Source organism: Streptomyces sp. BoleA5 (genome assembly GCF_000373665.1).
Classification (GTDB): domain Bacteria; phylum Actinomycetota; class Actinomycetes; order Streptomycetales; family Streptomycetaceae; genus Actinacidiphila.
In genome coordinates this window covers 126,792-149,716 of sequence record NZ_KB892097.1, presented here as the reverse complement: position 1 = coordinate 149,716, position 22,925 = coordinate 126,792, and the positions used below count along the sequence as shown (strand labels likewise).

General features: G+C 73.6%; 23 protein-coding genes, 1 tRNA gene and 1 pseudogene. 11 read left to right on the top strand and 14 right to left on the bottom strand.

All coding sequences use genetic code 11. The features are described 5' to 3' along the window. Positions 1–14: 14 nt before the first annotated feature. The 3 genes from B085_RS0113180 to B085_RS0113170 are packed head-to-tail and all read right to left on the bottom strand — an operon-like array spanning position 15 to position 2,162. Positions 15–851, bottom strand: coding sequence for an SCO1664 family protein (locus tag B085_RS0113180; protein WP_018559034.1), 837 nt, complete (start codon positions 849–851; stop codon positions 15–17). Then, positions 809–1,405, bottom strand: a complete 597-nt coding sequence (locus B085_RS0113175) for a DUF3090 domain-containing protein (protein WP_078619872.1) — start codon at positions 1,403–1,405, stop codon at positions 809–811. Before B085_RS0113175 ends, B085_RS0113180 begins: the two co-directional genes overlap by 43 nt. A 58-nt stretch (positions 1,406–1,463) precedes the next feature. Continuing rightward, positions 1,464–2,162 carry a histidine phosphatase family protein gene (locus tag B085_RS0113170; protein ID WP_018559032.1) on the bottom strand — a complete coding sequence of 233 codons (699 nt, stop codon included), beginning with the start codon at positions 2,160–2,162 and terminating at the stop codon, positions 1,464–1,466. Between the two features lie 64 nt (positions 2,163–2,226). Between B085_RS0113170 and corA the strand changes: the two genes are divergently transcribed. Next, entirely contained in the window at positions 2,227–3,228 is a 1,002-nt protein-coding gene (gene corA / locus B085_RS0113165; RefSeq protein ID WP_018559031.1) for a magnesium/cobalt transporter CorA, read from the top strand. A 46-nt stretch (positions 3,229–3,274) separates the two neighbouring features. Here corA and B085_RS0113160 read toward each other — a convergent pair whose 3' ends face one another. Then, positions 3,275–4,063: a ferritin-like domain-containing protein gene (locus B085_RS0113160; protein WP_018559030.1), complete on the bottom strand. Its 789-nt coding sequence runs from the start codon at positions 4,061–4,063 to the stop codon at positions 3,275–3,277. 274 nt (positions 4,064–4,337) lie between these two features. Between B085_RS0113160 and B085_RS0113155 the strand changes: the two genes are divergently transcribed. Then, on the top strand, positions 4,338–4,943 hold the full coding sequence (locus B085_RS0113155; RefSeq protein ID WP_018559029.1) for a hypothetical protein: 606 nt from the start codon (positions 4,338–4,340) through the stop codon (positions 4,941–4,943). A gap of 44 nt (positions 4,944–4,987) precedes the next feature. Here B085_RS0113155 and B085_RS0113150 read toward each other — a convergent pair whose 3' ends face one another. Then, entirely contained in the window at positions 4,988–6,040 is a 1,053-nt protein-coding gene (locus B085_RS0113150; RefSeq protein WP_018559028.1) for an LLM class F420-dependent oxidoreductase, read from the bottom strand. 126 nt (positions 6,041–6,166) lie between these two features. On the opposite strand from B085_RS0113150, the gene B085_RS0113145 reads away from it, so the two are divergent. Both B085_RS0113145 and B085_RS0113140 read left to right on the top strand, forming a co-directional pair. Next, positions 6,167–7,147 carry an aldo/keto reductase gene (locus B085_RS0113145; RefSeq protein WP_026250996.1) on the top strand — a complete coding sequence of 327 codons (981 nt, stop codon included), beginning with the start codon at positions 6,167–6,169 and terminating at the stop codon, positions 7,145–7,147. A 40-nt stretch (positions 7,148–7,187) separates the two neighbouring features. Beyond that, the gene (locus B085_RS0113140) at positions 7,188–9,218 is read left to right on the top strand and encodes a helix-hairpin-helix domain-containing protein (RefSeq protein ID WP_018559026.1); all 2,031 of its coding nucleotides are present in this window, start codon (positions 7,188–7,190) and stop codon (positions 9,216–9,218) included. Between the two features lie 60 nt (positions 9,219–9,278). Here B085_RS0113140 and B085_RS0113135 read toward each other — a convergent pair whose 3' ends face one another. Then, positions 9,279–9,893: a hypothetical protein gene (locus B085_RS0113135; RefSeq protein ID WP_018559025.1), complete on the bottom strand. Its 615-nt coding sequence runs from the start codon at positions 9,891–9,893 to the stop codon at positions 9,279–9,281. Between the two features lie 47 nt (positions 9,894–9,940). On the opposite strand from B085_RS0113135, the gene B085_RS0113130 reads away from it, so the two are divergent. Next, on the top strand, positions 9,941–10,129 hold the full coding sequence (locus tag B085_RS0113130; protein WP_026250995.1) for a DUF5703 family protein: 189 nt from the start codon (positions 9,941–9,943) through the stop codon (positions 10,127–10,129). A gap of 69 nt (positions 10,130–10,198) precedes the next feature. Here B085_RS0113130 and B085_RS51640 read toward each other — a convergent pair whose 3' ends face one another. The 3 genes from B085_RS51640 to B085_RS0113115 form a co-directional block, all read right to left on the bottom strand. Beyond that, positions 10,199–11,092 carry a chaplin gene (locus B085_RS51640; protein ID WP_026250994.1) on the bottom strand — a complete coding sequence of 298 codons (894 nt, stop codon included), beginning with the start codon at positions 11,090–11,092 and terminating at the stop codon, positions 10,199–10,201. Positions 11,093–11,282: 190 nt separating this feature from the next. After that, complete coding sequence (locus B085_RS0113120) at positions 11,283–11,516, bottom strand: chaplin (protein WP_018559022.1); 234 nt, start codon at positions 11,514–11,516, stop codon at positions 11,283–11,285. A 141-nt stretch (positions 11,517–11,657) separates the two neighbouring features. Next, positions 11,658–12,986, bottom strand: coding sequence for a M20/M25/M40 family metallo-hydrolase (locus B085_RS0113115; protein WP_018559021.1), 1,329 nt, complete (start codon positions 12,984–12,986; stop codon positions 11,658–11,660). A gap of 173 nt (positions 12,987–13,159) precedes the next feature. On the opposite strand from B085_RS0113115, the gene B085_RS0113110 reads away from it, so the two are divergent. Next, a tRNA-Leu gene (locus B085_RS0113110) sits at positions 13,160–13,247 on the top strand. A 109-nt stretch (positions 13,248–13,356) separates the two neighbouring features. On the opposite strand, the gene B085_RS0113105 is transcribed toward B085_RS0113110, so the two are convergent. Further along, positions 13,357–13,653 carry an SHOCT domain-containing protein gene (locus B085_RS0113105; RefSeq protein WP_026250993.1) on the bottom strand — a complete coding sequence of 99 codons (297 nt, stop codon included), beginning with the start codon at positions 13,651–13,653 and terminating at the stop codon, positions 13,357–13,359. Positions 13,654–13,888: 235 nt separating this feature from the next. Here B085_RS0113105 and B085_RS0113100 point away from each other — a divergent pair, with 235 nt between their 5' ends. After that, positions 13,889–14,242 (top strand): hypothetical protein, encoded by a 354-nt coding sequence (locus B085_RS0113100; RefSeq protein WP_018559019.1) that lies wholly within the window; start codon positions 13,889–13,891, stop codon positions 14,240–14,242. Between the two features lie 7 nt (positions 14,243–14,249). Here the strand turns inward: B085_RS0113100 and B085_RS0113095 are convergent, their stop codons facing one another. Both B085_RS0113095 and B085_RS50695 read right to left on the bottom strand, forming a co-directional pair. Further along, the gene (locus B085_RS0113095; protein ID WP_037731620.1) at positions 14,250–14,675 is read right to left on the bottom strand and encodes a DUF6325 family protein; all 426 of its coding nucleotides are present in this window, start codon (positions 14,673–14,675) and stop codon (positions 14,250–14,252) included. A 145-nt stretch (positions 14,676–14,820) separates the two neighbouring features. Beyond that, entirely contained in the window at positions 14,821–15,216 is a 396-nt protein-coding gene (locus tag B085_RS50695) for a GAP family protein (protein WP_018559017.1), read from the bottom strand. On the opposite strand from B085_RS50695, the pseudogene B085_RS42225 reads away from it, so the two are divergent. Continuing rightward, positions 15,216–15,902 (top strand): annotated as a pseudogene (locus B085_RS42225) (DUF2252 family protein); the annotation flags it as partial. The gene B085_RS50695 and the pseudogene B085_RS42225 sit on opposite strands and share 1 nt — an antisense overlap. A 46-nt stretch (positions 15,903–15,948) precedes the next feature. Here the strand turns inward: B085_RS42225 and B085_RS42220 are convergent. Further along, positions 15,949–17,238: a chloride channel protein gene (locus B085_RS42220; protein WP_018559015.1), complete on the bottom strand. Its 1,290-nt coding sequence runs from the start codon at positions 17,236–17,238 to the stop codon at positions 15,949–15,951. A gap of 229 nt (positions 17,239–17,467) precedes the next feature. Between B085_RS42220 and fahA the strand changes: the two genes are divergently transcribed. The 3 genes from fahA to B085_RS0113060 all read left to right on the top strand — a co-directional run bounded on the left by fahA (position 17,468) and on the right by B085_RS0113060 (position 21,751). After that, positions 17,468–18,727 carry a fumarylacetoacetase gene (fahA, locus tag B085_RS0113070; RefSeq protein WP_018559014.1) on the top strand — a complete coding sequence of 420 codons (1,260 nt, stop codon included), beginning with the start codon at positions 17,468–17,470 and terminating at the stop codon, positions 18,725–18,727. Between the two features lie 137 nt (positions 18,728–18,864). Beyond that, complete coding sequence (locus tag B085_RS0113065; RefSeq protein ID WP_018559013.1) at positions 18,865–20,283, top strand: MFS transporter; 1,419 nt, start codon at positions 18,865–18,867, stop codon at positions 20,281–20,283. Continuing rightward, entirely contained in the window at positions 20,273–21,751 is a 1,479-nt protein-coding gene (locus tag B085_RS0113060) for a pyridoxal phosphate-dependent decarboxylase family protein (RefSeq protein ID WP_018559012.1), read from the top strand. Before B085_RS0113065 ends, B085_RS0113060 begins: the two co-directional genes overlap by 11 nt. A 200-nt stretch (positions 21,752–21,951) precedes the next feature. On the opposite strand, the gene B085_RS0113055 is transcribed toward B085_RS0113060, so the two are convergent. Continuing rightward, positions 21,952–22,920, bottom strand: a complete 969-nt coding sequence (locus tag B085_RS0113055) for a pirin family protein (protein ID WP_018559011.1) — start codon at positions 22,918–22,920, stop codon at positions 21,952–21,954. Between the last annotated feature and the right edge of the window lie 5 nt (positions 22,921–22,925).

Genomic DNA, 22,925 nt, shown 5'->3' with positions numbered 1-22,925 from the left:
GCGGACCCGGACCCTCAGATGGGGGGCCAGGGGATGGCGGGCCACTCCCCCGAGGGCTCCGGGTGACGTCCGGAGGCGAGCAGCCCGGCGACGCGGTTCCGGAGCGCGTCCAGCTCGGCGGGCGTGATGAGTTCCGCCAGCCGGGCCCCGAGGCCGCCGTCGGCGAGCTCCGCGGAGAGCTTGCCGAGGACCTCGGCGATCTCGTCGGTGAGCGGTTCGCCGGCCCAGCCCCACAGGAGGGTGCGCAGCTTGTTCTCCGTGTTGAAGGTCACGCCGTGGTCGATCGCGTACAGCTGCCCGTCGGCGGCCGGCAGCAGGTGGCCGCCCTTGCGGTCGGCGTTGTTGATCACGGCGTCCAGGACGGCGAGCCGGCGCAGCCGGGCGTCGTCGGCGTGCACCAGCAGCGCGGTGCGGCCCTCGCCGACCTCGGCGAAGCCGACGGCCTTCCAGCCCTCACCGGGTTCCTCCCCCTCGACGAGGGCGAGGAGGCCTTCGCCGCCCTCCTCCGGGGTCTCGATCCACAACTGCACCATGCCCTCGCCGTACGGCCCGTCGCGCAGCACGGTCGGCGGCACCAGGCCCCAGCCGGTGGCCTCGGAGACCAGGTAGGCGGCGACCTCGCGCTGGGCGAGCGTCCCGTCGGGGAAGTCCCACAGCGGCCGCTCACCGGCCACCGGCTTGTACACGCAGTGGGCGCGCGCGCCGTCATGCTCGACCGCGCAGTAGAGGACCGCGTTGGAGGCGTCCCGCAGCCGCCCGCGCACGGTCAGTTCACCGTGCGCGAGCAGCTCGGCGGCTATGTCCCCGTTCAGGCCGTCGCCGACCGCCGGTACCCGTTCTGACGCGGGCATACGTGTCCTTCCGGATCCAGGGGCAGGCTGCACAGCGGGCAGGGCGGGCGGCCGGCCGCGACGACGTCGAGGGCGCGCTTGGCGAAGGAGCGGGCCTGGGCGCCGGTCAGGCGCACCCGCAGCAGCGGGGGCCCGTTCTCGTCGTCCTGCAGGAGCATCTCCTCGGCCGCTTCGAGGTCCTCCTCGTCCTCCGCCTCGATCTCGACCAGCGCCTGGGCCTCCAGGATCATCCGTTCCTCGGCGCCGTCCCAGGCCAGGGCCATGGTGCCGACCCGGAACTCCTCGTCGACGGGGACCTCGAGCGGCTTGTTGTCGAGCAGCTCCGTGGGGGCCACGGCGGGCACGGGGGCGGCGCCGCCCGTGCGGCGCACGACCTCGTCCAGCAGCTCGTCGATGCGCTCGGCAAGTGCCTCGACCTGGGTCTTCTCCAGCGCGACACTGGTCGTCCGGCCGGCGGCGCTCGCCTGCAGGAAGAAGGTGCGTTGGCCCGGTTGGCCCACGGTGCCGGCGACGAAGCGTTCGGGCTTGTCGTAGAGGAACACCTGACGAGGCACGTCCTGCTCCGTTAGTTCGGTGTCTTCGGGGTTCGGTCCACCCTACTGCGGAAGCTGATCACGGTGCGCCCGCACCGCCCCCGACCTCCGCGTCGCCCGGGGCCGCGGTGGGCCGCTCCCTCGGACGCAGGCCTTCCAGGCTGCCGGTGTCGCCGAGCCGGAGCAGGAAGGGCCGCTCAGCGGTGTAGCGGATCGCGGTGACCGAGCAGGGGTCGACGGCGATGCGCTGGAAGAGATCGAGGTGCATGCCGAGGGCGTCGGCGACGATGGACTTGATGATGTCGCCGTGGGAGCAGACCACGTAGAGGGCGTCGGGCCCGTGGCTCTCCTCGATGCGGGCGTTCCACTCGCGCACCGCGTCGACGGCGCGGGCCTGCATGGCGCGCACCGACTCGCCCCCCTCGCCGGGGAAGACGGCGGCCGAGGGGTAGCGCTGGACGACGCCCCACAGCGGCTCGTCGGCCAGCTCGGCGATCTTGCGGCCGCTCCAGTCGCCGTAGGCGCACTCCGAGATCCGCTCCTCGACGTGGAGCGGCACGTCGGGCAGGGCGTCCAGCAGCGGCTGCACGGTCTCCCGGCACCTCTGCAGGGGACTGGTGACGACGGCCGCCGGCGGCAGCCCCGCCAACCGGGCCGCGAGCGCCGCGGCCTGGTCACGTCCGGTCTCGTCGAGGGCGACTCCGGGGAGCCGTCCGGCCAGCACTTTCTCCGCGTTGGCGGTGGACCGGCCGTGCCGGACCAGGATCACGGTGGGCATGACCGCAACCATACGACCACCGGTTGTCCGGTGTGGCGCCGACGTAACGCGGAAGAAGACAGGTGTGATCGTCGACTGCGCCATTTACCGCGACGGGGAGCGCACTGCCGCTCCCGACGACCTCTCCGACGCGCTCGACGCGGCGCGGTCGACGGAGGGGGGTTTCGTGTGGATCGGCCTGTACGAGCCGACGGAGAAGGAGTTCGACCTCGTCAGCCGCGAGTTCGGCCTGCACCCGCTTGCCGTCGAGGACGCGCTCTGCGCCCATCAGCGGCCCAAGCTGGAGGTGTACGAGGGCTCGCTGTTCCTGGTGCTCAAGCCGGTCTCGTACGACGACGAGCACGACAAGGTCACCGCGGGCGAGCTGATGATCTTCGTCGGGGAGGGCTTCGTCGTCACCGTGCGCCACGGCGAGGCCATCGCCCCGGGTGAGATCCGCCACCGCCTGGAGGCGGAGCACGAGGTCCTCAAGCACGGGCCGACCGCGGTGATGTACGCCATCAGCGACACCGTGGTGGACGACTACATGGTGGTCGCGGCCGATCTCCAGGCCGACCTGGAGGACCTGGAGACGGAGGTCTTCGCCCCGGAGGGCCGAAGGTCCGTCGCGCGCCGGGGCGCCGAGAGCACGGCGAGCCGGATCTACGGGTTCAAGCGCCAACTGCTGGAGTTCCGGCGGGCGACCGCGCCGCTGATGCAGCCGATGATCAGGCTGTCGGCGGGCACGGTGCCGCACGTTGCGGCGAGCACACAGCCCTTCTTCCGCGACGTGGCCGACCACCTGACCCGGGCCAACGAGCAGGTGGACAGCCTCGACCGGCTGCTCAGCGATGTGCTGAGCTCCCATCTGACCCAGGTGGGGGTACGGCAGAACGACGACATGCGCAAGATCTCGTCGTGGGCCGCCATGGCGGCGGTGCCCACCATGATCGCGGGCATCTACGGCATGAACTTCCGCTACATGCCAGAACTCCACCAGGTGTGGGGGTATCCCGCGGTCCTGGCGGTCATCGCCGTGTCGGAGATCCTGCTGTACCGGATGTTCAAACGGCACGGCTGGCTCTGAACGCCCGCCCTGCCCCGACGCGGGCGGGCGGGGACGGGGCGGCCGCTCAGACCGCCGGTTCCGCCGCGGGTTCGGGACCACCGAGGGCGTCGCGGCGCTGGGGCATGACGAGACTGACCATCCGCCGCCAGCCGCCCAGGCGTTCGTAAGCGTGGACCCCGTGGATGCCGGCCCGCAGTACCGCGGCCTTCGCCCCGGACCAGCCGAGGATCCGGCCCATGTGGTCCATGACGGCGAGGCTGACGTCGCGGTAGACGCGGATCTCGGCGCGGGCGCACTCGCGCAGGACGCGCTCGATGACGGCCCCGTGCCCGGCCTCGGCGAACCTCAGCAGTTCCTCGTGGCAGTAGGCGAGGTGGTTGTCCTCGTCGGCGGAGATCATGCGGACCGCCCTGCCGATGTCGGCGTGGCCGGCGAAGTGCTTCGTGAGCAGGGCCATCTGCTCGGAGGCGCGCTGTTCGGTGACCCGGCTGTGGGCGAGGTAGGTGACGACGTCCTGCACCGTCAGGGGCTCGTCGCGGCGCAGCTTGTCGTGGGCGAGGCCGATGCCGCCGCGCTCGAGGCGCATGGTGTAGTCGGTGTCCGGGGGGACCGGGACGGGTTCGAGGCCGCGCTTGCGCAACAGGGCGTGGAAGATCCGGCCGTGCTTGTCCTCGTCGGCGCCGTGCCGGGCGATCTTGGGGGCCAGTTCGCTCTGCGACTCGGGGACCAGCGCGGCGATCCTGCCGTTCTCCCAGCCGCCCTGCGACTCACCGCTGGCGGCGATCGAGCAGAACAACCGGAAGGAGTCGTCGTTGTCGAGGATCTCCTGGAACAGACTCCGGGCGGAGAGCATGACCTACCTCCTGCGCGAATCGGGCATACGCAAAAGACGAGTCAAGTCGCCCGCAAAGCATGCGGCAACAGGCCCGGGCGTCAACTCGGCCGAACGGATGAGGGCCGTACGGGAGCGGAGACGTAACCCCTGGGGCTCCCGGGCGTTGAGTTTGGTGACGGCCGTGGCGGGGAAGACCCCCGAGCCCCCACCACGGCCGCGGAAACCGAGGGGCCCCGCCGCCGGCCGAAGTGCCCGTGATTTCATAGCCCCTCGGAGGGGTTACGACCAAGACATGTTCAGCAAGGCGACGCGCAGCCGGACGACGGCACGTCCCGGAGGCCCGGCGGGATCGGACTGGGCCCCTTACCCACGCCTTGACGACGCGGCACGCGCCTACTTCCTCCACGCCGACGTGGCCCTCGAGGCGATCGACGGCGTCCTGGGCCGGCGGCGGGTCCGCGGTTTCACCCTCGAACGCGTCGTCGACCTGACGGAGGCCGGCACCTCGGTGTGGCAGGAGGCCGCGGTCTGCGACGGCCGGCGTCTCGTCCTGTGGCACAGCGAGGAGGTCGCCGACGAGGACGCCCCGGGCGGGCGGGTGGTGGACTCCTCCGTGCAGGTGCTGCCCCTGGAGGCGATCGCCCACGTCGGCATGCGCACCCTGGTGGGCCGCGACGAGCAGGGCCGGCGGATCGACCGCGGGGTGTACGTGGTGCTGGCCACCTCCATGCCGCACGAACTGAGCGCGGTGCGCGGGGACGCCGACGGCACGGTCGCCTCCGCCCGCTTCCGCCCGGAGTCCTTCCGCTTCAGCAAGTCCCTCGACGACGGCGGGGCCGGCCAGATAGCGCGGCTGATCGCCTTCGGGCGGATGATGGGGCGCCTGGTCCCGGGCTGACCCGGGACCGGCGCCGAAGGCCCGCCGCCGCGGCGGCGGTCCGGTCACTGAGCGAGTCCGGCGCGCTCCAGCGCCTCGACGCCCGCGCGCAGCGCGGCGACCCGCTCGTCCAGGGTGAACCCGGCCGGGGCCAGGGTGAGCGTGGTGACACCCGCCGCCGCGTAGGCCTGCATCCGGTCGGCGATCCGCTCCACGGAGCCCAGCAGGGTGGTCGAGTCGATGAGTTCGCGAGGGATCGCGGCGGCGGCGCCGTCCTTGTCGCCGGCCAGGTACTTGTCCTGGATCTCGGCGGCCTCCTTCTCGTACCCCATGCGCTGCGCGAGCCGGTTGTAGAAGTTCTGCTTGCGGCTGCCCATCCCGCCCACGTACAGGGCGGTGTAGGGCCGGAAGAGGTCGGCGAGCGCGTCCACGTCCTCGCCGACGGCCAGCGGCACGGTCGGGCAGACGTCGAATCCGTCCATCGTCCTCCCCGCCTTCTCGCGGCCGGCCCGGATGTGGCGGAGCGCGGTGTCCTCCAGGTGGGCGGCGGAGGGGAAGATCAGCAGCGCGCCGTCGGCGATCTCGCCGGTCTGCTCCAGGTTCTTCGGGCCGATCGCGGCGATGTACAGCGGGATGCGCTCGCGCACCGGGTGCACCGTCAGCTTCAGCGCCTTGCCGGGGCCGCCGGGCAGCGGCAGCGTCCAGTGCTCGCCCTCGTGGCTCAGCCGCTCCCGCGACATCGCCTTGCGGACGATGTCGACGTACTCGCGCGTGCGCGCCAGCGGCTTGTCGAACTTCACGCCGTACCAGCCCTCGGAGACCTGCGGGCCGGAGACACCCAGGCCCAGCCGGAAGCGGCCGCCGGACAGGGAGTCGAGGGTGGCGGCGGTCATCGCCGTCATCGCGGGCGTACGGGCCGGGATCTGGAAGATGGCCGAACCGACGTCGATGCGCTCGGTCTGCGCGGCGACCCAGGACAGCACGGTGGGCGCGTCCGAGCCGTAGGCCTCGGCCGCCCAGCACACGGAGTAGCCGAGGCGGTCGGCCTCCTGCGCCACGGCGAGGTTGTCGGCGTCCATCCCGGCGCCCCAGTAGCCGAGGTTGATCCCGAGCCGCATGGCGATCCCCTTACCGATGAGTAACGTCCTTGTTCCCCGGACCTTATCGCTCCGGGCGCGCGCCGGCGCCTGTCGGGTACGTCACTCCTGCCCAAAGGTCCCGGACGCACAGTAATCTCACCCCTCATGGAGCAAAGGCACCTCGGCCGTACGGGACTGCGCGTGTCCAGGCTCGGGCTCGGCACGCTGACCTGGGGGCGCGACACCGGCGAACTCGACGCCGCCGACCAGCTCAAGGCCTTCTGGGAGGCCGGGGGCACGCTCGTGGACACCGCCGACGTGTACGGGGACGGCGGCGCCGAGTACCTCCTCGGCCGGCTGGTGGAGGACCTGGTGCCGCGCTCGGACCTGGTGATCGCCACCAAGGCCGGCAGCGTCCCCGACCCCTACCGCCGCTTCGACGCCTCGCGCGGCCATCTGCTGACCGCCCTGGACGCCTCCCTGCAGCGGCTCGGCACGGACTACGTCGACCTGTGGCAGGTGCACGCGTACGACACGGCCACCCCGCTGGACGAGACGCTGCAGGCCCTCGACCTCGCCGTGAGCTCCGGCCGGGCCCGCTACGTCGGGGTGTCCAACTTCTGCGGCTGGCAGCTGGCCAAGGCGGCCACCTGGCAGCAGGCCGTGCCGGCGCGCACGCCGCTGGCCAGCACGCAGATGGAGTACTCGCTGCTCCAGCGCGGCATCGAACGCGAGGTGCTGCCCGCCGCGCTGGACCTGGGGGTGGGGCTGCTGCCCTCCTCCCCGCTGGGCCGCGGGGTGCTGACCGGCAAGTACCGGCACGGGACCCCCCAGGACTCCCGCGGCGGCTCCGAGGACATGGCGCCCTTCGTCACCCCCTACCTCGACGAGACGGCCCGCCTCATCGTGGACGCGCTGGCCATAGCGGCCGACGGGCTGGCCGCCAGCCCGCTGCAGGTGGCGCTCGCCTGGGTGCGGGACCGCCCCGGCGTCACCGCGCCGATCGTCGGGGCGCGCAACGCCCGGCAGCTCGCTGCGGCGTTGTCAGTGGAGACCCTTAGTCTTCCGGATGAGATCTGCCAGGCGCTGGACGACGTCTCTGCGCCGGTGCACCGCTATCCGGACCACGACTGGAGCACGCTGTGATCGGGCCCCGACCGTAGTCCGCCGTACAACGGAGGCCACCGTGACCGAGGACCGCGAAGACCGCGACGGCGAGGACCGCGCCGAGCCGGAGGAGACCGCCTCCGAGGAGACCGCGGCTCCCCGGCGGCCCCGGCCGTCGACCGAGGGCGTCGGTTCGCAGCTCCCCGCCGAACTCACGGACCTGGCCGCGGCGGTGCGGGCCATCGAGCGCGGGGAGCGGCCCGCGGCGCCCGCGAGGAGCGGCGGGCCCGCGCGTCCCGCGGTGTCGCGGCCCGCGGCCGCCCCCTCCCCCGCCCCGGCGCCGGCCCCCGTGGCGCGGCCGGCGCTGCCCGCGCAGCTCAGCGGGGACGCCGTGGCTGCCGCGCGGACGGTGCTCGCGGCGGGCGGGGCTCCGGAGAGCCTGGCCGAGGCCGCCGTGACGGCGCTGGGCGAGCGGGCCGGGGAGGCGCTGCGCGAGGATCCGTGGCAGATCCTGGCGCTGGCCGGAATCCGGGTGGACCAGGCCGACGGCTTCGCCAAGACGCTGCTCGGCGGCGAGGGCGGCCCCGGCGACGAGCGGCGTGTGCGCGCGCTGGTCGTCTGGCTGCTGGAGCGGGCGGCCGAGCGGGGCCACACCGCGCTCGAGTGGGGCACGCTCGGCGCGGCGCTCGGGCAGAACGGGGTCGCCGACGCCGAGGAGACCCTGAAGGCCGCCGTCGCGGACGGCCTGGTGCTGGTCTTCCATGTGCCGGACGAGAGCGCCGGCGCCCGTGCGGCGGCCGGCGACGAGGACGATGACGAGGAGGCCCCGGTGCGGCTGCTCCTCGGCCTCGACCGCTACGCGCTGGCCGAGGAGAGCCTCGCGGACGGTCTGAGCAGGCTCGTCAACACCTTCGAGGCGGACGGCTCGCAGGACTGGGAGGGCGCGGCCGGCGCGGCCCCGTCCCCCTCCGCCGCGGCCCTGATCCGCGCGGCCGCAGGGAGCGGGCTGGTCGCCCACACCGGCGCGGAGGCGGCCCGGGAGGAGCCGGCGGCGCTGGTGGCGGCCGCCCGCTCCCTGGGACTGCGGGCCTGGGCCGTGGCGGCCACCGAGGACGGCAGGCGGCGGCTGGCCGGTGCCGTGGACGGGGAGGCGACCGCCACCCTCGCCGGGCTGCTCTCGGGCCACGAGGGCCCGGGGCGGGACGAGGACGGCGCCCTGGCACTGGATCTGCTGGCGGTGCTGGACGCGCCCCAGCTCGACGTGGAGACGGCCGCGACCCTGGTCGAGTCCGTGCCCGACGGGGCGCGCCTGGTGCTCTCCGGCGACCCTGCGGTGCTGTGGTCCCCCGGGCCCGGCCGGGTCTTCGCAGATCTGCTGGCGGCGAAGGTGTGCCCGCAGGTCGCCTCGCGCACGCCCGACCCCGGCCCGGTGGGCGAGCTGGTCTCCGGGATCGGCTTCGGCGAGCTGGCCGAGGTCGACGCCCCCGGGAAGGAGGTCGTGATCGTCCCGGTGCGGGACGCCGGCGAGGCCGTGCACCGTACGGTCCAGCTCGTCGCGGACTCCGTGCCCCGGGTCATCGGTGTGCCCCCGGAGGACACCCAGGTGATCACCCCGGGCCATGGCGGCGCCGCCGGTACCCGGGCGCTCAACGCCGCCCTCAAGGAGCGTCTCAACCCCGGGCCCGGCCGCTTCGGCGGCTTCGACCCGGGTGACCGCATCGTGCATGCCCCGGCCGCCGGGAAGGCCGTGCCGGGCACCGTCGTCTCCGCCGACGCGCAGGGGCTGCGGCTGGACTGCGGGGGCACGCCCGTGGTGGTCGCGCCCGACGCCGTGCCCGCCGAGGTGCGGCACGGCTGGGCCGTCACTGCGCACCAGGCGGCGGGCCGCCGCTGGCCGGCCGCGGTCGTGGTCCTGCCGGGGGACGCCGCCCAGGCCCTGACCCGGGCCTGGGTCTACACCGCGTTCAGCCGCGGGGAGCGCCATCTGTCCGTGGTGCAGGGCGTCGAGCAGGCGCTGCCCCGCGTCGTGGCGGAGGTCCCCGCCCGGGACCGGACCACCCGCCTGCGTGACATCCTGCGCGAGCAGGCGGCCGCAGCCGCGGCCGAGTGATCCACGGCGCGGACGCGGGGCCGCTCCCCCGGCCCGCGGCGAAGCCGCGCCGGCCCCGGATCAGGCCAGGCGGTCCAGCGCGTCCGCGTCGGTCTCTTCGTCGTAGACCGCACTGACGTCGAAGCGGCAGAGCAGATGCCGCGGGTCCGCCTGGTCGAAGGGCGCGGAGAGCCACTCGCCCGGCTCGGCGGGACCCGCCGCGGTGACCCAGAGTGTGGAGTCGCCCTCCTCCAGACCGAACTCCTTGTGGCGCTCGGCGATCTCGTCGGGCTCGTACTCCCCGAAGAGGGCACCGACCGCCGCGCCGACGTCGCCGCCCTCGGCCGCGGCGGAGCCGGAGACCCGTTCCGCCTGGCGGACCAGCCGCTGCGGGTCGGCGACCGTGTAGTCGCGGCGGATCAGGACGCTGATCGCGCCTGGCTCCTCCGGCCCGGAGTACTCGGGGAGGGTGTCCCCGAGCGGCACCTCGAAGGGCGTGACCTCGTCATAGGTGTCGTAGAGCAGCTCGTCGTAGGCCTCGGCAGCCGAGGCGAGAGCTTCGAAGGCCCCGTAGACCGCCGGATCGTCCTCCCCGGTGCGGTTCTCGATGGCGTCCAGGTGGCGGTCCAGCGCGGCTTTCACCGCCTCGACGGCGGCTCGTACCTCGGCAACGGTGGGCTGCGCGGCATCAGACATGCAGAAGACGCTATCCGTACCGAGGTGTTCCCCGCACAATAGATGCGATGCCTGAATACGAATTCAGAGATGTGTACGTGCCTCGGGGGGTCTCCCGCAAGGAGGCCCAGCGCCTGCTGACCGACCACGCCGAGTACGGTCACTGGGAGCTCGACCGGCTCCGCCTCTACCCGGACGGCAGCCGCCGGGTACGGCTGCGCCGACGGATCATCCGGCAGATACGCGCCACCTGGTGACACGCCTTGTACGCGGAACGGGGCCCCGCGAAACGCGGGGCCCCGCTCGAAGGGGTGAGACCGTGACGCTCAGTTCTTGACCGCGCGAGCGCGGCGGAAGAGCACCGCACCGCCCAGCAGGAGACCGGCGCTGGTCAGCAGACCCGTGGCGATGTCGCCGGCACCCGTGCGGGCCAGGGACGGACCGCCGCCGTGGCCCATCGACTGCGGCTGGTTGCCGCCGCCGCCACCGCCGCCACCGCCGCCACCGCCGTGCTCCTTGCCCGGCTTGTGGCGGTTGCCGTGGTGCTCGGGCTTGTGGTGGTGGCCCTTGCCGCCCTTGTGGTGGTAGTAGCCACCGGTATTGGCGCAGGTGTTGCCCACGGCCGGGTTCAGGATCCCGATGGCGTCGATGGTGTTGCCGCAGACGTTGACCGGGATGTTGATCGGCGCCTGGATCACGTTGCCGGACAGCACGCCCGGGGAGCCGACGGCCGCGGCACGCGCCGAGGCGCCGCCACCGCGGTGACCGTAACCGTCGTCGCCGTGGCCCTGGCCGTAGCCCTTGCCGCCGCCGTAGCCCTTGCTGCCGCCCTGGCCGTAGCCCTTGCCGCCGCCGTAGCCACCCTTGCCGCTGTCCTTGTCGCGGTAGCCGCCGCCGGACTTGCCGCCGTAGCCGCCGCTCTCCTTCTTCCCGTAGCCCTTGCCCTGGCCGTAGCCGTGGCCCTTGCCCTGGTCGATGGAGCCGTTGACGCAGGTGTTGCCCGCCGCCGAGTTGAGGAGCCCGACGACGTTGACGGTGTTACCGCAGGCGTTGATCGGAATGTTCACCGGCGCCTGGATGGTGTTGCCGGACAGAACGCCCGGTGAACCGGCGGCGACCCCGGACGCGTGGGAGTCCGCGTAGGCCATGCCGCCGGTGACGGCGAGCACGCCGCCTGTCGCGACTGCCGTGAGCAGCCCCTTTTTCGCGACTTGTCGCATTGAATGTCCCTGCCTCTTGCTTTTTCCGATACGGAAACCGGCGGACTGTCGCCCGCCGGGGGAATGAATGACCCCCCGGGGCCGGATGACCGGTGTCCCACCCCTAGCCGGTGCGGCGGCCCCGGAACGCGAAGACGGCGCATCCGGGGCCGCCGGGATCAGGCCTGCAGCAGTGCGGCCCGCCGCGGCGTCAGTTGTTGAAGCAGGCGTTGCCCAGGGCCGGGTTCAGCAGCCCCACGATGTTGATCGTGTTGCCGCACAGGTTGACCGGGATGTTGACGGGCACCTGGATCACATTGCCGGAGAGGACCCCCGGGGAACCGACAGCGGCGGCCTGAGCGCCGGAGTCGGCGACGGCCACGCCGGCACCCGCAGCCACGAGCCCTCCGGTGACAGCGGCAGCAGCGACGACCTTCTTGATCATTTTTCCTCCTTGTTGGCAAAACGGCCCCAACCTCGGACCGCACACGAACCAACGACCAGGGAGGAGGCGCGCTACTGCCGCCGGGATTCATTCACTCTTTTCGGCTAAGCGGCAAGAAATGTCGATGATGCGAGCGTCGTTTCAGCAGTTCGCGAGAAAACGGTCGAGAACGCGCACGCCGAACTTCAGTCCGTCGACCGGTACGCGCTCGTCCACGCCGTGGAACATCCCCGCGAAATCGAGTTCCGGGGGAAGTTGCAGCGGAGCGAATCCGAAGCAGCGGATCCCCAGGTCGTCGAAGGACTTGGCGTCGGTCCCGCCGGACAGGCAGTACGGCACGGCCCGGGCGATCGGGTCCTCGGCCTTCAGCGCCGCCTGCATGGCCTCGACCAGTGCGCCGTCGAAGCTCGTCTCCAGCGCCTTGTCGGAGTGCACGTCCTCGCGCTTGACCCGGGGGCCGAGGATCCGGTCGATGTCGGCCAGGAACTCCTCCTCGTGCCCGGGCAGGAAGCGCCCGTCGACGTGCGCGGTGGCCTGGCCGGGGATGACGTTCACCTTGTAGCCGGCGCCCAGCATCGTGGGGGCGGCGGTGTTGCGCAGCGTGGCCCCGATGATCTTCGCGATGCCGCCCAGCTTGGCCAGCGTCACCTCCATGTCCTCCGGGTCGAGCTCGGTACCGAGGGCGTCGCCCAGCTCGTCCAGGAAGCCGCGGACGGACTTGGTCACCCGGACCGGGAACTCGTGCCGGCCGAGCCTGCCGACCGCCTCGCAGAGCTCTGTGATGGCGTTGTCGGTGTTGGTCATGGAGCCGTGGCCGGCGGTGCCGTCCACGGTCAGCCGCATCCAGTGCATGCCCTTCTGGGCGGTCTCGATCAGGTAGAGGCGGACGTCCTCGTTGACGGTGAAGGAGAAACCGCCGACCTCGCCGATGGCCTCCGTCACCCCCTCGAAGAGCCCGGGGTGCCGGTCGACCAGATGCCGCGCCCCGTAGACGCCGCCCGCCTCCTCGTCGGCGAGGAAGGCCAGCACGATGTCGCGGGGCGGACGGCGGCCGCTGCGCAGCATGTCGCGCACGACGGCCAGGGTCATGGCGTCCATGTCCTTCATGTCGACCGCGCCGCGCCCCCACACGCACCCGTCGGCGATCTCGCCGGAGAAGGGGTGGTGGGTCCAGTCGTCCGCGTTCGCGGGGACGACGTCGGTGTGGCCGTGGATCAGCAGGGCCGGACGGGAGGGGTCCTCGCCGGCGATGCGCGCGACGGTGGAGGCCCGCCCCTTGTGCGACTCGAAGATCCGCGGCTCCAGGCCGACCTCGGCGAGCTTCTCCGCCACGTACTCGGCGGCGGCCCGCTCACCCGGCCCCGAGTGGTCGCCGTAGTTGCTGGTGTCGATCCGGATGAGGTCCCGGCAGAGGTCGACGACCTCGTCCTCTCCGGTGGTCGTACGGGCGGCCGGGCTCGACTCACTCACGCTGTCTCCTTCGTTCGTCGGTCCCGGCCATCCTCCCCCGCGTGCTCCGCGGCCCGCGAGGGCCCCGGGGCGGCCGTCACGTTTCCGCCTCGGGAAGCGTGTGATCGGGGACCTCCGGATGTTTGCTATTGTTTTCCACGTCGCCGGGCCGAGTGCCGGGCGGCGAACACCTTGTCCGGGTGGCGGAATGGCAGACGCGCTAGCTTGAGGTGCTAGTGCCCTTTATCGGGCGTGGGGGTTCAAGTCCCCCCTCGGACACCATGCAGACGCCTGTGGGCGGCACCGCCGGGAGACCGGCGGTGCCGCCCACAGGCGTCTGTGGCGTCTTCGGGTCCTCCGCCGGGCTTCGGCTTCCGCGGGACCGGGGCCGTCAGGCGCCGAGGATGGCGCGTTTCTGCGTCTGGAACTCCTCCTCGGTGAGGATTCCCTGCTCCTTCAGCTCGCCGAGCTGCTTGAGCTGCTCCAGCTTGCCCGCCATGTCGGCCGTGGGGGCGGGCGGCGGCGCGGCGGCCGGCGGCGGGGCGGGCGCGGGCTCCTGGACCGGGGCCTGTCCGTAGTCCTGCTGGGCCCACCGGCCCTGCTGCCGTCGCGCCACACGCTGTGAGACCGCGGTGGCCGTGCCCGCGACGACGGCCGTGCGTACCGCTCCACGCAGTAGACCGGGCATGATGCCGTCCCCTTCCGGTGGCTCCTGGGCCTCCATTCGACCACCGCGCCGGGCGTGCCGCACGCCGTGCCGGGGCCGGCACATGGCTCCGCCGGACCGGGCATCGGGAGGACCGTCGCGAGCGGGAGGGGGTGACGGGCGATTGCGCCGACTGGTCGCGCCCGGCATGACAGGGCCGGCGCTTCGGGGCAGCGTTGCCTTCGCACCGCTCTCCGCACAGACGAGGACGCTCACCATGGCAGATCTCCGGCGGCACGGCATCCGCGCCGGCGCCCTGTTCCTTCTGCTCGGCGCCGCGGGCTGCTCCGGCCTGACCCCCAAAGCGGTGGGCTCGCTGGTGTACACCACTCCCGACAACAAGGTGGTGCAGCTCGACAGTCCGTCGGTGGACGGCTGCCACCAGCTGCCGCCCACGGGTGCCCGGTCCGTCGCCAACAACACGCTCAGCGACGTGATCCTGCACACCGGCCCCGGGTGCACGAACCTGGAGGGCACGGAGAGCTACTACCTGGCGACGAGGACCAGCAACGCCGGCATCCCCGACGCGGAGCCGTGGATGAGCTTCACCGTCGTCGGCGGCAACGCCTGACCGGAGGTCACCGGGGCCCGGGCTCGCCGGCGTCCAGGGAGGCCAGCACGGCCTGCACGGGGATCCTGCCGCTGGCGACGAGCCTGCCCCCGCCTCGTCGAACCGCGACCGCGAGGGGCGCGGCCCACAGGTTCTCGTAGACCAGGACGGCGGCGGAGCTGCCCGGTTCGAGGACGGCGGCGGCGTCCGCGAGGTCGTCCTCGCCGAGCAGGCCCGAGGAGGCGCCCTGGAACACCTCGAGTTCACCGAGACCCTCGGCGGTGAGGTCGGCGATCTCCAGGCCGGCGACGCTCCCGTCCGCGTCCTTGCGGACGAAGGTGAGGTCGAGGATGCGGATGAGCCCGCGGTCCACCAGGTCGAGCAGGAGGGGGAAGGCCTCACCGGTCATGCGGTTGCCGGGGAACTCGATCACCACGTAGTCGATGGGGCCCATCTCGTCGATCGGGTCGCTCACGGCACCGCTCCCTTCCCCCTGCGCGATCCCCCGTGCCATTGGACCACCGGGACCGGGCCGGCGCACCTCGGCACGGGCCCCGCCCGGGAGCTGACGCGCCGCCAGTCGGCGCGCGCCCTCGGGCTCAGGCGGTGAGCCGGTACAGGCTCTTGGAGACCGGCAGCAGCCCGATGACCAGGCACAGCCCGATGATCGCCTGGTCCTGGTGGCCGTCGAGCCAGGTGCGCAGGGCCAGCAGCCGGACGCGGGCTGAGTGCCGGGCGACGAAGGCGTAGACCTCCGTCGTCAGCAGGCTGGAGCTGGCGATCAGGCAGTAGGCCAGCAGGGCCAGATAGGACTCGAGGTGGGACAGGGCGGCCTCGACGACGGTCGCGGCGCCCGCCACCACCAGGCCCCACGGCTGGAGAAGCACCGCGAGGCCCGCGGACGACCAGGCCGAGACCCGCTCCAGGCGGTTCGCCATGCGGGACGGCCGGTGGGGACGCGCCGCGCGGCGCCTGCGGTGCTCGGCGTAGCCCACCAGCCCTGTTGGTGCCGCTGCGCGACCTGCTCGACGGTGACGCCCGCGCCGCGTTGGAGAAGGAGATCGCCCGGCTCGTCGAACGGTACGGCCACACCCTGCAGCCCGACCGCCGCATCCTGCTGGAGCAGTACCGGCTCGCCGACTGCGCGCGCAAGGTCGTCGGGGTCGGCAGTGTGGGGACCCGCTGCTGGATCCTGCTCCTGCTCGGCAAGGACGACGAGGATCCGCTGTTCCTGCAGGCGAAGAAGGCCGAGGAGTCCGTCCTGGCCCCGTACGCGGGGCCGGGCCCGTACCGTACGCAGGGCGAGCGGGTGGTCGCCGGTCAGCGCCTGATGCAGGCGACCAGCGACATCTTCCTCGGCTGGGAGCGCCTGTACGGGGTGGACGGACGTCGGCGCGACTTCTACATACGGCAGTTGCGCGACTGGAAGGGCATCGTGGTGGCCGAGAACCTGAGCCCCGGCACGATGACCCTCTTCGGTGAGGTGTGCGGCGCCACGCTGGCCAGGGCGCACGCGCGGTCCGGGGACCGGATCGCGATCGCCGCCTATCTGGGCGGTTCGGACGTCTTCGACCGGGCGGTCGCCGGGTTCGCCGAGGCGTACGCGGACCAGAACGAGCGGGACCACCGTGCGCTCGTGGAGGCCGTCCGCGGCGGGCGCCTCCGGGCGGAGAGCGCCTGACGCCCTCCCTGAGACCCATGAGACGCGGTCGCGCCTGCGGCGCCCGTCACGGCCGTGACGACGCGGGACGAGGTGCCCGCCCGGCCGGCGGACGTCCGCCGCCGAGCGGCGGCAGAGGCGGGATGTCCGGGCCCTGCGGCAGCAGTTCGGCCGCCACCATGGCGACGACCACCGCGAGCACCACGACCGGCACCGACTCGATGTTGCCGAGCAGCAGCACCACGAGCACCACACTGCTCACGGGCAGGCGCATCGCGGCGGCGGCGGCCGCCGCCATGCCCGCCGCCATCGCCGGTACGACCCCGAAGCCGGGCAGCGGGGCGGCCAGGAGCCCGGCGGCGCCGCCGAGGAAGAGCGAGGGGAAGATCGGGCCGCCGCGCAGGCCGCCCAGGCACAGCGCATAGCCGGCGCCTTTGCAGAGCAGCACCGCGACCAGGGCCCCGGCGGGCCACAGGTGCGGGTGGGCGGCCATCTGCGCCAGTGCCGTCTGCCCGGAGGAGGCGACCTCCTGCGGGCCGCGGCCGGTTGCCAGCGCGTACACGGCGGCACAGGCTCCGGCGGCGAGCGCGCAGAGCACGGTGTGCGGCAGCGGCCTGCGGGAGACGAACACCGCCGCGGCCTTGCCGCAGGTGACGGTCAGGTGCACGCCCATTCCGACCACGAGGGCCAGCAGGACGCCCCACACCACGTCGCCAGCGTCGAGCGTGGGCGGGCGGGGCAGGCCGATGTCGAGGTGGGACGTCTTCAGTCCCGTCCAGCGGCCGAAGCCGATGAACACGATGTCGCCCACGCCGCTGGCGAGCAGGGCCGGCAGCATCACGGCGAACAGCTGCGGCCCGCCGACACCGGCGACCTCCATGAGGAGCACCGCGGCCACCACGGGGTTGCCGAAGATCGTGGCGATCGCCGCCGCCGAACCGGCCGCGCCCACCAGGGCGTTGCTCTGCGGGGTCGCCGGCGTGCGGACCAGGTCGCGGAAGAGCAGAGCCAGTCCCCCGCCGAAGGCGATGAGCGGGGCTTCGGGGCCGAGTACCGCGCCCAGGGGCAGCGCCGCCAGGGCGGCGATGACCACGCCGGGCAGGGCGGCGGGGGTGAGCCCCACGGTGTGCAGACCGCCCGCCGGGACGTGGCCGCCGCGGCCGGGAAGGCGGGTGACGACCAGGCCCACGATCGCACCGGCGAGGGTGAGCAGCGGCAGCGGCCACCACCACGGAGGCGCCTGCAGGCCGAACTGCCCCGGCAGCACCTGCCACAGCAGCCGCTCCAGTTCGTGCAGCGCGACGAGGAACCAGAAGGCCAGGAAGGACACCGGGATCCCGATCAGCGCGGAGAACACGAGCGACCTGCGGTACGCCGGACGGCGCAGCAGTTCGCGCAGCTCGTCGGCCTCCTGGGGCTGGCTCCCGGGGTGGCTGATCGCCGGCCTCCTCGCTCGCGAATGGGGCGGAACGGGTGATGTCCGGCGAGACTACCGACGCGGGGCCGCACGGCGGCGCAGGCCACGCTGGACGTTAGGGTGAGCCGACCGCGCGAGGAAGCGCGGCCCCGACGTATCTGGAGGTGCCATGGCCGCCCCCACCTGGGTCGCCGTGCCGGACGACTCCCCCTTCGGTGTCCACAATCTGCCGTACGGGGTGTTCACCACCGCGGACCGTCCGCAGGAACGCCGGATCGGCGTCGCCATCGGAGACCACGTGCTCGACGTTGGCGCCGCCGCCCGCTCCGCCGGAGCGGGAACAGCCGGGCCCGAGGCCGGGCTTCTGACGGCGCCGACGCTCAACCCGCTGCTGGCGGCGGGGCGTTCGGCCTGGACCGCGGTGCGGTCGCTGATCACCGCGTGGCTGACCGACGAGGCCCACCGGGCGGCCGTCGAGCCGCACCTGCTGCCGCGCGACTCCGTCACGCTCCGCCTCGCCTTCGACGTCGCCGACTACGTGGACTTCTACGCCTCGGAGCACCACGCCACCAACGTCGGCCGGATCTTCCGCCCGGACGGGGAGCCGCTGCCCCCCAACTGGAAGCACCTGCCCATCGGTTACCACGGCCGCAGCGGCACGGTCGTCGTGTCGGGGACGCCGGTGGTCCGCCCCAACGGGCAGCGCAGGGGCGCCGGCCTGTCCGCCCCGTCCTTCGGGCCGTGCGAACGGCTGGACTTCGAGGCCGAGATCGGCTTCGTCGTCGGCGGTCCGACGGCGCAGGGCGAGCCGGTGCCGCTGGCGGAGGCCGAGGAGCACGTCTTCGGGGTGTGTCTGCTCAACGACTGGTCCGCCCGCGACATCCAGGCCTGGGAGACGGTGCCGCTCGGCCCGTTCCTCGGGAAGTCCTTCGCGACGTCCGTCTCCCCGTGGATCGTGCCCCTCGACGCGCTGTCGGCGGCGCGCGTCGACCCCCCGCCGCACGACGTGGGGATCCTGCCCTACCTGGACGACCGGGGCGCGGGGACGCCGCCGCGCGGGCTCGACATCGCCGTGGAGGTCCGGCTGCGGGGCGAGGTCGTCTCGCGTCCGCCGTTCTCCACCATGTACTGGACGTACGCCCAGATGGTCACCCACATGACCGTGAACGGTGCCTCGTTGCGGGCGGGCGACCTCTTCGGCTCGGGCACCGTCAGCGGCCCTCGGCGCGAGCAGCGGGGCGCGCTGATCGAGCTGACGTGGAACGGCGAGGAGCCGCTCGTACTGGCGGACGGTACGAAGCGGACGTTCCTGGAGGACGGTGACGAGCTCGTCGTCTCGGCGACCGCCCCGGGGCCGGACGGCACCCGCATCGGCTTCGGCGAGGTCGCGGGCCGGGTGGTGGCGGGACCGGAGCTTTTCGTGAACTGACCTGCTCACAGGTCTGTCCGAGTCCCGGGTCGGCGTGATCTCCTACGCCTGACGGCGCGGCGTCCGGCCACGGCGCGCCGCGCCGTCGCGCAGGTACGCACACCCGCCCCGAGACGACCCGGACCCGCAGGGGAGCCATGTCCGAGACGCTGCCCTCCGCACCCGCCGAGGACGCCGGCCGCGCGTCCGCCCCGCCGCTGCCCCGGCAGGTGCGGATCGGCTACGGCCTGGGGTCGCTGGGCACCGGCACCTTCGGCACGGTGCCGGGGCTGATCCTGCTCTACTACCTCACCAATGTGCTGGCCGTCCCGGCGGCCGTGGCGGGCGCCGCCGTCTTCCTCCCCAAGGCGTGGGACGTGCTGATCAACCCCCTGGTGGGCGCGGCGGCCGACCGCAGCCGCCTGCAGGGCGGTTCGCGACGGCCGTTCCTGCTGGCCGGGGCGCTGACGCTGCCGCCGCTGTTCGCGCTGGTCTTCGCGGCACCGCCGCTGCGCGGGGCCGCGGCCGCCGGCTACGTGGCGGTGCTCTTCCTGCTGGCCGCCACCGCCTACGCGGTCTTCCAGGTGCCGTACGTGACGATGCCCGCGGAGATGACGGAGGACCCGGACGAGCGCGCCCGGGTCCTGGGCTGGCGCGTGGGGTTCCTCGGGGTGGCGATCCTGCTGTCGGGGGCGCTGGCACCGGCGGTCGCCCACGAGAACGGCGACACCCCCGCGAGCTACCGGCTGATGGGGGCAGTTGTGGCGGTGCTGCTGCTGGCCGGGATGCTGGGCGCCTGGCGCTTCACCCGGCACGCCCCGTCGGTCGCCCGCAGCGAACCGGAACCCTCGCTGCGGGCGCAGTTGGCGGCTGCCCGCGACAACCGGCCGTTCCTCTTCCTGGTGGGGATGTGGACGCTGCAGGCGCTCGCCGTGGGAATCATGCTGGCCGGGGTGCAGTACTACGCGACGTACACCCTCGGCGCGGCCGGGGCCGTCACCCCGCTGTTCGTCTGCATGATCGGCCCGCTGGTGCTGGTGATGCCGCTGTGGAACCGGCTGGCCAGAGCGCGCGGCGTGAAGTACGCGCAGTGGTGCGCCTCGCTGCTCTTCGTCGTCGCGGCCGCCCTGCTGGCCCTCACCCCGTACGCGGGGCCGGGTCTCGGCTACCCGGCGGTCGCGGCCGTGGGGATCGCCTACGCGGGGCTGCAGTTGCTGCCGCTGACGATGCTCGCCGACACCCTGGCCGCGGACGCGGTCCGCACGGGGCGGCGGCGGGCGGCCACCTTCACGGGGCTGTGGACGGCGGCCGAGACCCTGGCGTTCGCGCTGGGCGCCGGGGCGTTCGCCCTGGTGCTGGCGGTGAGCGGGTTCCGTTCCTCGGACGCCGCGCACCACGCCGACCAGCCGGACTCGGCCCTGACCGGCATCAACGCCGGCATGAGCGTGCTGCCCGCGGTGCTCGCCGCCGCGAGCCTGTGGCTGCTCCACCGCTACCGGGAGGACCCCGCCGGTCCCGTCCCGCAGACCCCCGCCCGTACCGACCCGCCCGAGGACACCGACGACCATGCCCAGTGAGCCCGTTCCCTCTCCCGCCCTCCCGCAGGGCAGCCCCGCCGACGAGGTGCTGGCGCGGCTGGCCGGGCTGCGCGCCCAGGACGCCCCCACCCGCGGCGGCCGCACCTTCGCGTACGTCTACGACTCCGGGCTGTCCGGCGTCGACGAGCTGGCCGCTTCGGCGTACACGGAGTTCGCCACCGTCAACGGGCTGGACATGACGGTCTTCCCCAGCGTCGCGCGGCTGGAGAACGACCTGGTCGCCGCCGCCGTGGCGCTGCTGGGCACCCCCGGCGCCCAGGGCACCTTCACCAGCGGCGGCACCGAGTCGATCCTGCTGGCCGTGAAGACCGCCCGGGACCACGCCCGCGCGGTGCGCGGGGTGACCTCGCCCCAACTGGTCCTGCCCTCCACCGCGCACGCCGCCTTCCACAAGGCCGCCGCCTACCTGGGCCTGGAGACCGTGGTGGTGCCGGTGGACCGGGACACGTTGCGGGCCGACCCGGCCGCGACGGCGGCGGCGATCACCGACCGCACGGCGCTGGTGGTGGCCTCGGCGCCCTCGTACGCCCACGGGGTGGTCGACCCGGTCGCGGAGATCGCCGCCGCGGCGGCCGGCCGCGGTGTGCTGTGCCACGTCGACGCCTGCATCGGCGGCTGGCTCCTGCCCTACCTGCGGCGCGCCGGGCGGCACGTGCCGGACTTCGACCTGTCGGTGCCCGGGGTGACCTCGCTCTCGGTGGACCTGCACAAGTACGGGTACGCGGACAAGGGCGCCTCCGTGCTGCTCTACCGGGATGCCGCGCTCCGCCGCCACCAGTACTTCGCGCACGCGGGCTGGCCGGGCTACCCCGTGGTCAACCCCACGGCGCAGGGCACCAAGTCGGCCGGGCTGCTCGCCCAGGCGTGGGCGGTGCAGCGGCACATCGGCGAGGACGGCTACGGGGCGCTCGCCGAGCGCACCGCCGCGGCCGCCGACCGGCTGCTGCCGGGGCTGCGTGCAGTCGAGGGGGTGCGGGTGCTCGGCGATCCGCAGGCCGGGCTCGTCGCGTTCACCCTGGCCGGCGCCGACGGCGCGCCGGATCTGAGCCTGCTGCTCCACCTCGCCGACGAGATGCGCGAACGCGGCTGGTACCTGCAGCCGCAGCTGTCCTTCGACGGGCTGCCGCCCAACCTGCACCTGACCCTGACCCCCGCGGCGGCCGGGCTGGTCGACGCGCTCCTCACCGACCTGGACGCGGCGCTGAAGGCGGCGCGCGCCCTGGAGCCGGTGGCGGTGGACCCGGCGATCGCGGAGTTCGCGGCCGGGCTCGATCCGGACACCCTGGGGCCGGAGGAGGTGGAGGCGGTGCTGGCCTTCGCCGGTATGGGCGGCGGCACCGCGCTGCCGCGACGGATGGCGCCGGTGCTCGCACTGCTCGACGCGCTGCCCGTCCCGCTCAAGGAGCGGCTGCTCACGGAGTTCGTCGGGGCGGTCTTCCGCGTCTGACGGCGCGCGGCCGGGCCTGCCGGAAGCACCTCGGCGGTGGCCGACCCGGCCACCGCGGAAACCGCCGTTCACGGCGGCGGAGGACGGTGTCCCCGGCCCCGCACCTCGACCGGCGGCCACCCGAGGACGCCACGTGGCGCGCACCGCGCAGCGCGTGGGCGGCGGGCAGGGCCGGGGAACTCCGGCTCGCCGCGCAGCGGTCAGCGTTCGCGGCCGCGCGGCTTCAGGGGGGTCGCGGGCATCTCCGGGGCCAGGAGGCGGTCGCCGTCGTAGCCGTGCACGGTGCCGAAGGCACTTCCGGTGTTCCACTCCTCGCGTGCGCGGGCGATCTCCTCGCCGCTGCGGGCGACGAAGTTCCACCACATGACCAGCTTCTCCCCGAACGGCTCGCCGCCCAGCAGCATCAGGCCCGCGTCGGAGTCCGCGCGCAGCGGCAGCCCGGTCCGTCCGCAGCCCAGGTAGAGCATCGATCCGGCCTCCACGGGCACGCCGTCCACCTCGGCCCGGCCCGACATCGACAGCACCGCGTACTCGAAGTCGCGCTCCAGCGGCAGCGTCACGTCGGTGCCCGCGGCGAGGGCGAGGTCGGCGCCGACGATGGGCGTGTGGACGGTGCCGGGCGAGGCCGCGCCGTCCAGCCCGCCGAGGATCACGGTGGCGGTGAGGCCGCCCCCGCCCCGCAGCACCGGCAGGTCGGCGTGGTGCTCGAAGGCGGGCCCGCCGTGGCGTGCGGCCTCCGGGAGGGCGACCCACAGCTGGGCGCCGTGCAGGAGGCGGGCGTGCTCGCGCGGGGACTCCTCCGAGTGGGCGATGCCCCGGCCCGAGGTCATCAGGCCCAGTTCCCGCGGGCGCACGGTCTGCAGGCTGCCGAGGGTGTCGCGGTGCAGCACCTCGCCCTCGTGCAGCCAGCTGACGGTCTGCAGCCCGATGTGCGGGTGCGGGGGGACCTGCATTCCGGGCTGGTCCGCGATGTCGTCGGGACCGTAGTGGTCGACGAAGCACCAGGCACCGACCATGCGGCGGCCGAGGTTGGGCAGCAGGCGCCGTACGGCGGTGCTCTCGCCGAGCGGCACGAGGCGTCCGGTGAGCAGGTCGTGGACAGGCTTGGCGGACACGTCCTCGCGCCCGCCGCACGTGGCGGGCACGGGATGGACATCGAGGTTGCTCATGGCGC